Genomic DNA, 11598 nt, shown 5'->3' on the forward strand with positions numbered 1-11598 from the left:
CGGCGGTATGCGAAAGCGTTGGGGCTAGCCACCACCCCTCGCAGGCGCTCCCCTCTCCAGCGCGCGGGAGAGGGGAGCAAACCAGACGGGAGTGATGGACTCGTCGGCAAGTCAGGCCGCCATGGTGAAGAAACACAGGAAACAGCAATGTCAAGAATCTTCCGTTCAGCCGAAGACATCCACGCCGCCGTCGGCCAACCCCTCGGCGAAAGCGCCTGGACCCGCATCACCCAGGACCAGGTCACCCAGTTCGCCCACGCCACCGGCGACCACCAGTGGCTCCACGTCGACCCCGAACGCGCCGCGCAAGGTCCCTACGGCGCCTGCATCGCCCATGGCTACCTGACGCTAGCGCTGGTCAACCAGTTCCTGCCCGAGCTGGTCACCGTCGAAGGCATGAAGTTCGGCGTCAACTACGGCTGCGACAAGGTGCGCTTCCCGGCCCCGGTGAGGGTGGGCGCCCGCGTGCGCGGCGTGGGTGAGTTGATACGAGCCGAGCCGTTGCAGGGCGGCGTGCAGTCGGTGGTGCGCATGACGGTGGAGATTGAAGGCGAAGCCAAGCCCGCCTGCGTGGCCGAGACGATCAGCCGCTACTACTTCTGAAACAGGAATCCAGCATGAATGAAGCAGTCATTGTCGCCGTCGCGCGCACCCCCATCGGCAAGGCGTTCCGTGGCGCCTTCAACGATACCGAAGCCCCGGTGCTGGGCGGCCACGTGGTGCGCGCGGTGGTCGAGCGCGCCGGCGTGGACCCGGCCGAGGTGGACGACGTGCTGATCGGCGCGGCCGCGCAGCAGGGCACGCAGGGCTACAACCTGGGCCGCCTGTGCGCGGTCGCGGCCGGCATGCCGGACAGCGTGCCCGGCATGACCATGGACCGCATGTGCGGCTCGGGCCTGATGACGATCGCCGCGGGCGCCCGTGCGATCCAGTGCGGCGAGGCCGGCATCATCGTCGCCGGCGGCGCGGAGTCGATCTCGCTGACGCAGAACAAGCATAAGAACGGCTACCGCGCCCAGTCCGAAGCGGTGCTGGCGCGGCAGCCGGCCGCCTACATGGCGATGATCGAGACCGCCGAGGTGGTGGCGCGCCGCTACGGCATCAGCCGCGCCGAGCAGGATGCCTACGCCTGGCGCAGCCAGCAGCGCACCGCCGAGGCGCAGCGGCGCGGCGCCTTCGACGACGAGATCGTGCCGCTGGCAACGCGCCGCGCGCTGTTCGACAAGGCCGGCGCACTGGCCGGGCACGAGACCGTAACGCTGGCGCAGGACGAATGCAACCGGCCCGATACCACGGCTGCAAGCCTGGCTGCGCTCAAGCCGGTCTGGAGCGGCGGGCAGGCGGTGGCCGAGGGCGAGCACATCACCGCCGGCAATGCCTCGCAACTGTCTGACGGCGCCGCCGCGGTGCTGCTGATGAGCGCGGACGAGGCGCGCCGCCGCGGCCTGCGCCCGCTGGGCCGCTATCGCGGCATGGCGGTGGCGGGCTGTGCGCCGGACGAGATGGGCATCGGTCCGGTGTTTGCCGTGCCGAAGCTGCTCGCGCGCCATGGCATGACGGTGGCGGATGTGGGCCTGTGGGAGCTGAACGAGGCCTTTGCCTGCCAGGTGCTGTACTGCCAGCGGGAGCTGGGTATCCCGGATGCGCGGCTGAACGTGAATGGCGGCGCGATCTCGGTTGGGCATCCGTTCGGCATGTCGGGCGCGCGCATGACTGCGCATGCGCTGGTCGAAGGGCGTCGCCGCGGCGTGCAGCAGGCGGTGGTGACGATGTGCATTGGTGGCGGGATGGGTGCTGCGGCGCTGTTCGACGTCCTGTAGCAAACATTCAGCTTATGGAAGCAGCCCCGGCACGGACGGCCCGCCACGAGGCCACCTGCCACCGCTCCACACGGAGGACACATCATGAAACGACTGATCGGCCTTGCCATGTCGCTGGCGGTGCTGGCCACCGCGGTCTGGGCCTTCGCGCCGCGCCCGCTGCCGCCGTTCCCGGCCACCGCACTGCGCGCCGACGGCCTGCAGATCAACGGCATCGCCCGCGCCGGCGAGCGCCTGGTGGCCGTGGGCGAGCGCGGCAAGATCCTGTTCAGCGATGACCGGGGCGGCGACTGGCGCGTGGCCGCCGTGGACAAGCCCCAGGGCGCCACGCTGACGCAGGTGGCCTTTGCCGACAGCCGCCATGGCATCGCCGTCGGCCACAGCGGCCTGATCCTGCGCACGGAAGATGGCGGCACGCACTGGCAGCAGGTCGCCTTCGACGCGAAATCGTCCGACCCCTTGCTGGGTGCCCTGGCGCAACGCAACGGGCCGTGGTTCGCCGTGGGCAGCTTCGGGCGGTTCCTGGTCTCGCGCGACCAGGGCAGGCATTGGGAAGAGGCCGCCGGCAATGCCAACTCAGCCATGCAGGACCGCCATCTCAACGCCATCGCCGGCGACGGGAACGGAGGCCTGATGCTGGTCGGCGAAGCCGGGCTGGTGCTGCGCTCCACCGATGGCGGCAGCCGCTGGGAGCCAGTCAAGACCCCCTATGAAGGCTCGCTGTACGGCGTGCTGCCGCTGCGCGACGGCGCCTGGCTGGCCTTCGGCATGCGCGGCAATGCGCTGCGCAGCGACGACTTCGGCGCCACCTGGCAGGCCGCGGAAACCGGCTTGCGGACCTCGTTCTTCGGCGGCGCCGAATTGCCCGATGGCCGCATCGTGCTGGCCGGGCAGGGCGGCACGCTGGTGATGTCCGCGGATGGCGGACGCCACTTCGCGCCGTTGCCGGCCGGCAGCCCGCAGACGCTGGCCGCGCTGGTGCCTGCCGGCACGGACAAGCTGGCGCTGGGCGGCAGCAGCGGCCTGGCCGGCGCGACGCTCGCCGCAAATCGCTGAACCCCCGGTTGAACCCCCGCCTGACCGAACGCGAGAACGATCATGACCCGCCCCCAATCCTCCGGCCGCATGGGCCGCTTCGTCGATGCCTGCGCCAGCGTGCTGATGCACCGGCGCCGCCTGCTGCTGTTGCTGTGCCTGGCCGTGACCGTGGCGCTGGGCTTCTCGGCCACGCGCCTGCGGCTCGATCCCGGCTTCAACAAGATGATCCCGCTGCAGCACCCCTACATGCAGGTGTTCACCAAGTACGCGAGCACCTTCTCCGGTGCCAATACGGTGCTGGTAAGCCTGCGCTGGAAGGGCGACGGCGACATCTACAACGCCGCCTTCATGGACAAGCTGCGCCACGCCACCGATGAAGTGTTCTTCATCCCGGGCGTGGACCGCTCGCGCGTGTTCTCGCTGTTCACGCCCAACGTGCGCTACACCGAGGTGACGGAGGCCGGCTTCCGCGGCGACGTGGTGGTGCCGGGCCGTTTCTCCGGCGCGCCGGACGAGCTCGACAAGGTGCGGCGCAACGTGGCGCGCTCCGGGCAGATCGGCCGGCTGGTCAGCAATGACCTCAGGTCCGCGCTGATCCGCGCGGAACTGCGCGAGACCGATCCGGCCACCGGCAAGACCATCGACTACGGCTCCGTCGCGCGCCAGCTGGAGAAGATCCGCGCGCAATTCAGCGGGCAGGACGTGGAGGTCAATGTCGTCGGCTTTGCCAAGCTGGTGGGCGATGTCGAGGAGGGCATCGCCGGCGTGATGGCCTTCTTCGCGCTGGCATTCGCCGTCACGGCGCTGCTGCTGTGGCTGTACACGCGCTCGCTGCGCATCACCGTGCTGGCGCTGGTGGTGGCGCTGCTGCCGGTGGGCTGGCTGCTGGGGCTGCTGCCGCTGCTGGGCTATGGCATCGACCCGATGTCGATCCTGGTGCCGTTCCTGATCTTCTCGATCGGGGTTTCGCACGCGGTGCAGATGACCAATGCCTGGAAGCAGGAGGTGGTGCAGGGGCTCGATGCACTGGATAGCGCCGGCGCGGCCTTCCGCAAGCTGTTCATTCCCGGCACGGTGGCGCTGCTGACCAACGCGCTGGGCTTCATGGTCATCATGCGCATCGAGATCGATATCGTGCGCGAGCTTGGCATCACCGCCTGCCTGGGCGTGCTGCTGATGATCGTGACCAACAAGGTGTTCCTGCCGATCCTGCTGTCTTACACGCGGCTGGAGCCGTCGGCGCTGGCCCGGTCGCAGCCGCGGCGCGCGCACGGTGGCGGCGGGCTGTGGCACAAGTTCGGCGCGTTGGCGCGTCCGGCACCGGCACTCGGCGTTTTCGTCGCCGCGCTCGCCCTGCTGGCGGCGGGCGCGATCGAGTCGCGCGGCCTGAAGATCGGCGATGTCGGCAGCGGCGCGCCGGAGCTGCGCACGGATTCGCGCTACAACCGCGACAGCGCCAGCATCGTGAGCCAGTACAACATCGGTTCCGATGCGCTGACCGTGGTGGTGGAGCCGACCGGCTTCGACGACGGCTGCCTGCACTACCCGGTGATGAGCGCGGTGGAGCGGTTCGAGATGCATATGCGCGGCGTGTCCGGCGTGCAGTCGGTGGTCAGCGTGTCGTCGCTGGCCAAGGTGGTCATCGGCGCCTACAACGAGGGCAACCCGCGCTGGGAGGCGCTGCCGCGCAGCAGCGAGGGCCTGGGCCAGGGCGCCAAGGCCTACGACCCGGATAACGGCATGAACACTTCCAATTGCCAGGCTATCCAGGTGCTGATCTACACCGCCAACCACGAAGGCGCGACCATTGCCCACATCGTCCGCGAGATCCGCCGCTTTACCGCCGACGACAAGACGCCCAATGTCGCGTTCCGTCTGGCAGGCGGCAATATCGGCGTGATGGCCGCCACCAACGAGGCCGTGGAAGAGGCCGAGGTAGCAATGCTGCTGGCGATCTTCGGCGCGATCACGCTGCTGTGCCTGCTGACGTTCCGCTCGTGGCGCGCCGTGCTGTGCATCATCGTGCCGCTGACGCTGGTGTCGGTGCTGTGCAATGCGCTGATGGCGCGCCTCGGCATCGGCCTGAAGGTATCGACGCTGCCGGTCATCACGCTGGGCGTCGGCGTTGGCGTTGACTATGGCATCTACCTGTACGAGCGCATCCAGCACCAGATCCGCGAGGAAGGGCAGGCGTTGCCGCAGGCCTTCGCCGAGGCGATGCGCCAGCGCGGCTCGGCGGCGCTGTTCACGGCGCTGACCATGTGCATCGGAGTCGGCACCTGGGCCTTTGCCGCGCTCAAGTTCCAGGCCGACATGGGGATCCTGCTGGCCTTCATGTTCCTGGTGAACCTGTTCGGCGCAGTGTCGCTGCTGCCGGCGCTGGCCGCGTGGCTGGGTGTCGAGGAGGAGGAGCGCGCCCGCGTGAAGGCAGGCGTTGCGGCAGATATTGCGGCAGGCGGAGACACGACGCCGCCCGCGCGTGCCCTCAAGTCCGATGTGGCTTGAACGTCGCGGATAAAAAGCGGAGAGACAGCATGCACGACACCCAGGCATCCGCAGCAACGGCTTTCACGCCGCTGCGCATCGGTCCGCTCACGCTGCGCAACCGCTTCATCAAGGCGGGCGCCAATGAAGGCATGACGCCGCACGGCTTGCCGACGCAGGCGTTGGCCAGGCACCACCGAGATCTCGCCGCCGGCGGCGTGGGCATGACCACGGTGGCCTACGCCGCCGTGGCCGACGACGGACTGACCTTCGCGCACCAGCTCAGCATGCGCCCGGAGCAGGTGCCATACCTGCGCGTGCTGACCGACGCAGTGCATCGCGAAGGCGCGGCGGCCTGCCTGCAGATCACGCATGCGGGGTCGTTCACCACCATGCGCCACGGCGGCAGCCGCGCGCCGGGCAGCGCCTCATCCGGTCTCAATGCCTTCGGCATGATGCACGGCGTGTATTTCCAGCGCGCCATGCGCGAGGCGGACATGGCGCGCGTGGCCGGGCAGTTTGCCGCGTCGGCCAGGCTGGCGCGCGAAGCCGGCTTCGACGCGGTCGAGATCCATATGGGCCACGGCTACCTGCTCAACCAGTTCCTGTCGCCGCTGAGCAACCGGCGGCGCGACGCGTTCGGCGGCAGCGTGGAGAACCGCACCCGCTTCCCGGCCGCGGTGCTGCGGCAGGTCAAGGATGCCGTCGGCAACGGACTGGCCGTCTGCTGCAAGCTTAGCGTCAGCGACGGCGTGCCGGGCGGCAACCAGCCCGCGGACTCCGCCGTGACCGCGCGCATGCTGGAGGCGGAAGGCGCCGACCTGCTGACGCTCAGCGGCGGCCGCAACGTGGAAAGCCCATGGGTGCTGTTCGGCAGCCCGATGCCTACGGCGCAGATGAAGGAAGCCGCCCCGACCGCGCTGGCGCGCTTCGGCATCACCATGCTGGAGCGCAGCACGCCGCGCGACCTGGCGTTCCGCGAGCTGTATTTCCTCGAGGCATCGCGCGTGGTGCGGCAGGCGGTGCGCATGCCGCTGGCTTATGTCGGCGGCGTCAAGTCGCTCGACAACGTGGCGCAGCTGATGGCAGAGGGCTTCGACTGCATCGCGCTGGCACGCGCGCTGATCCACGATCCCGCGCTGGTCGCCAACTGGCGCAGCGGCGCGGTGCGGCGCTCGGCCTGCGACAGCTGCAATGGCTGCGTGGCCAGGATCTACGATCCCGCCGGCGTCAGCTGCGTGCATGGCCCGGGCAACGATCCGGCGCTGACGCGCATTGTCGCGCTGCAGTAGTCCGATGGGACGATGAGGCAGCGGCCGGAGGCTCTTATCTTGAAGTTCCCACGGGATTTCAAGGAGACACCATGAGCCAAACCGGCATCAGCGGCTACAAGATCGAATCACGCCCGCCCGAGGCCCGCTACGCGCGCGGCTGGCACTGCCTCGGCCTGGCCGACGCCTATCGCGACGGCAAGCCGCACACACTCGATATCTTTGGCAGGCGCCTGGCGGCGTTCGCCGACTCTACCGGCGCCATCCGCGTGATCGACGGCTTCTGCCCGCACATGGGCGCGGACCTCAGCACCGGCACAGTGCAGGGCGACAACCTGGTATGCCCGTTCCACGGCTGGCAGTGGGGCGGCGACGGCGGCTGCAAGTCGATCCCTTATTGCAAACGCGTGCCGCCCAAGGCGCGCGTCGGCGCGTGGCAGACCTGCGAGCAGAACCGGCTGCTGTTCATCTGGCACGATCCAGAGGGCCGTCCGGCGCCGCCGGAGGTGGCGATTCCGCGCATCGAGGCCTGCTTCTCGCCGGAGTGGTCGGAATGGGCCATGGACGAGATGGTGATCCGCACCAACTGCCGGGAGCTGGTAGACAATATCTCCGACATGGCGCATTTCGGCACCGTACACGGGTCGCCGGTCGACTATTTCGCCAATCTGTTCGAAGACCACAAGGCCACACAGCTGATGATCGGGCGCAGTGCCCGGCTGTCGGGCGATGCGCAGCTGACGGCGTTGTCGACTTACTTCGGTCCGGCGTACCACATCACCGACATGAGCGGCCGCATGGGCGACCAGGAGATCCACTCCGTCCTGCTCAACTGCCATGTGCCGATCGACCTGAACAGCTTCGTGCTGCGCTACGGCGTGCTGGTGAAGAAGATTCCGGGGCTGAGCGACGAGCAGAACCGCGCCATGGCGCAAGCCTACGTCGAGCAGGCGCGCCAGGCCTTCTATGAGGACGTGGCCATCTGGGACAGCAAGATCCGCATCGACAACCCGCTGCTGTGCGAAGGCGACGGGCCGATCTACCAGATGCGTGACTGGTACCAGCAGTTCTACACCGACATCGAGCAGGTGCGGCCGTCCAGCGTGGCGCGGCGTGTGATCGAGCTGAACCCGGGCAATATCGTGCCGCCGGCCCTGCGGCACGTGTTCGAGGACTGACCATGAAAACCGCAGTCATTACCGGTGCCGCGTCCGGCATGGGCGCGGCCGTGCGGGCGCGCATGCTGGCCGACGGTTGCCGGGTCATCGGCGTCGACCTGCGCGACGCGGACATTCTTGCCGATCTTTCCACCGGGCCAGGCCGCGCTGCGGCGATCGATGCTGTGCTGTCGCATTCGGACGGCCGCATCGACCAGTTGATCTGCTGCGCCGGCCTGGGCCCGCATGTCGATCCTGCAACACTGGTGGCGTCGGTCAACTACTTCGGCGTGGTGGCGTTGCTGGATGGCTTGTTCGATGCGCTGCGCCACGGGCGGGATCCGTGCGCCGTGGTGGTGTCTTCCAGTTCCGCCACGCTGCAGTGCTGGGAGGGCAGCTCTTTGCGCGATGCCTACCTCGCCGTCGATGAGGCCGGCGTGCGTGCCTTGCTCGAAGCTGCCGCGGCGGCGGAAGCGACGCGGGACCAGGCTGGCTATATCGCCTATGCCAGCTCCAAGCATGCGGTGACGGCAGCTGCGCGGCAACGTGCCGGAGCCTGGGGGCAGGCGGGTGTTCGCCTCAACGTGGTGGCGCCGGGTGCGGTGGAAACACCGCTGCTGCAGGCGGGGTTGAAGGATCCGCGCTACGGCGATGCCATACGCGATTTCCTGCCACCGCTGGGTCGCCGTGCGCAGCCCGAAGAGGTGGCAGCGCTGATCGCCTTCCTTTGCGGGCCGCGGGCGGCCTATTTGCATGGCAACGTGGTGTTCATCGATGGCGGCCTCGATGCCGCGCAGCGTCCGCTGACGTTCTGAAGCGGTGGCGGCATGTACCAGTGCCGCCTGGTCTGCTCTCACACCACCGGCCGGAAAGCCTTGCCGTGGCAATTTACGGAAGAATGGGGGCGGACCAGTCAAGGACGGCTCCGAGCATCGCGACCAGCAGGGGCGATGCAGGGACGATCAGAAATCGAGCCCGATCTGGGCGGCGACGTTGGGCGAGCGGGTGCGGAACAGTTCCGGCTTCTTGACCGGCCAGCCGAGCGTCACCTCGTAAGTCAGCGCCGCATAGCGGTGCATGGCCCAGCGTCCGCGCGCACCGATCACTGCTCCCATCAGCGTCTGGCCCACCAGAAATTGCGCCGAGGGGCCGCTCACGTGGCCGGCGTCGAAGCCGACGAACGCCTCGTGACCAGTGTTGCCAAGTTGCCAGGCGAGGTCGTTGCGCCACGTCACGCCGTTCTCGGCGGCCAGCGTGAGCTGCTCATCGAAACCGCGCACCGAATAGCGATTGCCGATGGTGAAGTAGTCAGACGGCATGATGCGCGTGCGTGCATACTGCATGCGGACATTGGTCTGGTAACGCAGGCGCTGTCCCACCACCTGGAACGGCACCATCAGGCCGGCATTCGCCAGCACAATCTCCGATTTGCCATCCCAGGCCGGATCGCCCAGCACGAAGCCCGGTGCCTTCGAGTGCGCGGGCAGTGACCGGTGCCACGCCGCGCCGACATCGAACACATTGGCACCGAAGAACTGGCGGTGCGCGGCGCCGAATTCCAAGCCGACGAAATCCCGGTGCTGCACGGCGATGTCGATGCCATCCAGCGTGGTGCTCGCGCTCTTGCGGAACACCTTGCCATACAGGCTGGTCTTGCCCGAGGCATTGCGAAACGGCACATAACCGAGGCCTGCTTCGATCTGCGTGCTGCGCCCGCCGTAGACGATATCGCCCTCGAAGCCCGCCACGGTCTGGTGGTACTTCGACCGGTTGGCGTTGAAGAAGGCGTTCCAGTAGTCGAACGGGACGCTGTAGTTGATGGCCGACGAGCGCGTGCCGGCGGCACCGTTGCCGACATTGGCGTTGGTGTTGCCAGAGATCGTCAGGCTGTCGTACAGGAGCAGTGGAGAGTCCACCGTCAGCGTGCCGCCCATCTGGTACTTGCCGGTGTTCTCCAACCCGCCGTTGTCGCCGGTGAGCAAGGCATGCCAGCGCTTGCCACTGCCGGGCTTGACCACCACTTCGGTGTCGCCCGGATTCTCGCCGGGCACGAGGTCAATGGTGGCATCGGCCTGGCCTTGCAGGCGGCGCATGTTCTCCATGCCCTGATCGAGGTCGCGCTGGTTCACCAGCCCGGCCGGACCCGTTGGCAGCACGGTGCGCCACCAGCCGGGCGTGCCATCGGCCTTGACGCCGGTGATGCGCCCGGCCACCACACGCAGGCGCAGCGTGCCGCTGGCGAGGTTCTGCTCGGGAATCAGCACGCGCGTGGTCACGTAGCCTTGAGAGACAAGCCGCGACGAAAAGTAATCCTGGATCGCTTCCAGTCCCTTGCCGCCCACGCACTGGCCCGGCAGGATGCCGGCCTCGTTGCGCAGCCACTCGAAGTCCTCGGCGCCTTCGCATTCCACGGTCCTGATGGGGAAGCATGGCGTCTCGGCGGGCAGGATCAGCGGCCCCGCGGTGGCGGGTTCGGCTGGCGCGGGCGTTAGCACATCCGGGCGGGCCATGGCACGTTCACGCGCTGCTTCCTGCTGCTGTTCCTGGCGGCGCTCGATGGCGTCGTTCGGGGTGACACCCGGGAGGAACGGCAGGGCCTGCGCGAAGGCCAGCGATGGCAACGACAGCAGGAATGGGACAAAAGGGGAGACACCGCGCGCCTTGCGGCGCGCGTAGGAAGGAAATGACAACATTGGGGCCTGCCTATTCTTCCAACTCACGGCCCCGGCACACTCCCTCATCCGCTGGTGAACTGTCCTTGCCAACGAGAAGGGAGCCAAGGCCAAAGATCGCGAGGGCAAGCGCCATTAGCGAAAGCGCGTTTGCACTGGCAATCATCTGCAGTATGGTGACAAGGATCTGCATCAACATGATGCCGATACACAACTTCCAGGCAAGTTCGCTTGGATCGTTCTGTAGCTTGTGCGACAGATAAATCATCCCGCAGGACCAGAAGAAATTCTGAATGGCTGGAGAGGCATACAGCAAAAGGCGATTTTCGCCAAAAGGAATCTGCGTTGCGGGAGTGGAAAGTGCGGCAACCATCTGGAATGCAGCGGTGACGCCGAGCACTAATGCAAAAATATAAAGCGCAACTTGTGAAAGTGCGTACCGGTCCGATGTCAGAGCTGAGGGAGGTCTGATTAGCTTGTTGAAGAGTTTCATGCGGTTTCCCTTTATTCCTCATCCCACAGCCCGCGCTTGGTGGGTGGATAAGGTTCCCCCCTTTCCTCGCGGCCCAGCGCTCGAAGTTCTTTTATTAGCTGATACGTAATGCTGGCAAAGATTGTCAGAATGACCGGCATACCAACCAATATTGGCTTCCAACCTGCTCCCTGAGCAAAGGAAAACAACGCGATGACGCCGGGGAGTCCTAGAAGGGCCGTATAGGCTATTGCGGCCCTCAACATCATCTTCTTTCTGCTCGCATTCATTGGGTTATTTCTGCTTGTTTGCTTTTCCATACGCCTCGATTGCAGTCTGTGCCAGGCCGGACATTACCTGAATTAACTGATTCATCGCGGCGCCCGCTGAACCCAGCATCGTCGCATTAATCACAGACCCAAGAGTCGATCCTGAGGAGGCAATGCCCCCAGTTAGACCAGCATTCTGTCCCGGACTGAATATCGAAGATGCACCATATGCTGCGGTTCCTGCTAATCCTGCATTGAAGGCCACCGACGTTACCCTTGCTCCCACTTACCAAATTGGCTTGCAGAAAGGCCAACCGGGGTAAATGCCGCAGTCACTCCACCAACACCGAAGGACTTGCCAAAGCTCGGAGAGTCCTTGCTCAGTCCGGATGTAGAGCTGCTTGTTGTGGGCCTG

10 protein-coding genes are annotated in these 11598 nt (G+C 66.7%); 7 read left to right on the top strand and 3 right to left on the bottom strand.

The features are described 5' to 3' along the window. The first annotated feature begins 147 nt into the window (after positions 1-147). The 7 genes from E1J61_RS15030 to E1J61_RS15060 all read left to right on the top strand — a co-directional run bounded on the left by E1J61_RS15030 (position 148) and on the right by E1J61_RS15060 (position 8585). Positions 148-603: a MaoC family dehydratase gene (locus E1J61_RS15030; protein WP_133094856.1), complete on the top strand. Its 456-nt coding sequence runs from the start codon at positions 148-150 to the stop codon at positions 601-603. A 14-nt stretch (positions 604-617) separates the two neighbouring features. After that, positions 618-1820, top strand: coding sequence for an acetyl-CoA C-acyltransferase (locus E1J61_RS15035; protein WP_133094857.1), 1203 nt, complete (start codon positions 618-620; stop codon positions 1818-1820). 84 nt (positions 1821-1904) lie between these two features. Further along, positions 1905-2876 (top strand): YCF48-related protein, encoded by a 972-nt coding sequence (locus E1J61_RS15040; protein ID WP_133094858.1) that lies wholly within the window; start codon positions 1905-1907, stop codon positions 2874-2876. Positions 2877-2918: 42 nt separating this feature from the next. Beyond that, positions 2919-5363, top strand: coding sequence for an RND family transporter (locus E1J61_RS15045; RefSeq protein ID WP_133094859.1), 2445 nt, complete (start codon positions 2919-2921; stop codon positions 5361-5363). A 29-nt stretch (positions 5364-5392) separates the two neighbouring features. Then, on the top strand, positions 5393-6634 hold the full coding sequence (locus tag E1J61_RS15050; RefSeq protein ID WP_133094860.1) for an NADH:flavin oxidoreductase: 1242 nt from the start codon (positions 5393-5395) through the stop codon (positions 6632-6634). 71 nt (positions 6635-6705) lie between these two features. Then, a complete protein-coding gene (locus tag E1J61_RS15055) occupies positions 6706-7791 on the top strand; it encodes a Rieske 2Fe-2S domain-containing protein (protein WP_133094861.1) in 1086 nt (361 codons plus the stop codon). A gap of 2 nt (positions 7792-7793) precedes the next feature. Next, positions 7794-8585, top strand: a complete 792-nt coding sequence (locus tag E1J61_RS15060) for an SDR family oxidoreductase (RefSeq protein WP_133094862.1) — start codon at positions 7794-7796, stop codon at positions 8583-8585. 147 nt (positions 8586-8732) lie between these two features. On the opposite strand, the gene E1J61_RS15065 is transcribed toward E1J61_RS15060, so the two are convergent. The 3 genes from E1J61_RS15065 to E1J61_RS15075 are packed head-to-tail and all read right to left on the bottom strand — an operon-like array spanning position 8733 to position 11234. Beyond that, positions 8733-10463, bottom strand: coding sequence for a ShlB/FhaC/HecB family hemolysin secretion/activation protein (locus E1J61_RS15065; protein WP_133094863.1), 1731 nt, complete (start codon positions 10461-10463; stop codon positions 8733-8735). A 10-nt stretch (positions 10464-10473) separates the two neighbouring features. Next, positions 10474-10935 (bottom strand): hypothetical protein, encoded by a 462-nt coding sequence (locus E1J61_RS15070; RefSeq protein WP_133094864.1) that lies wholly within the window; start codon positions 10933-10935, stop codon positions 10474-10476. 11 nt (positions 10936-10946) lie between these two features. After that, complete coding sequence (locus E1J61_RS15075) at positions 10947-11234, bottom strand: hypothetical protein (protein WP_133094865.1); 288 nt, start codon at positions 11232-11234, stop codon at positions 10947-10949. Between the last annotated feature and the right edge of the window lie 364 nt (positions 11235-11598).

Source organism: Cupriavidus sp. L7L (assembly GCF_004353535.1).
Classification (GTDB): domain Bacteria; phylum Pseudomonadota; class Gammaproteobacteria; order Burkholderiales; family Burkholderiaceae; genus Cupriavidus; species Cupriavidus oxalaticus_A.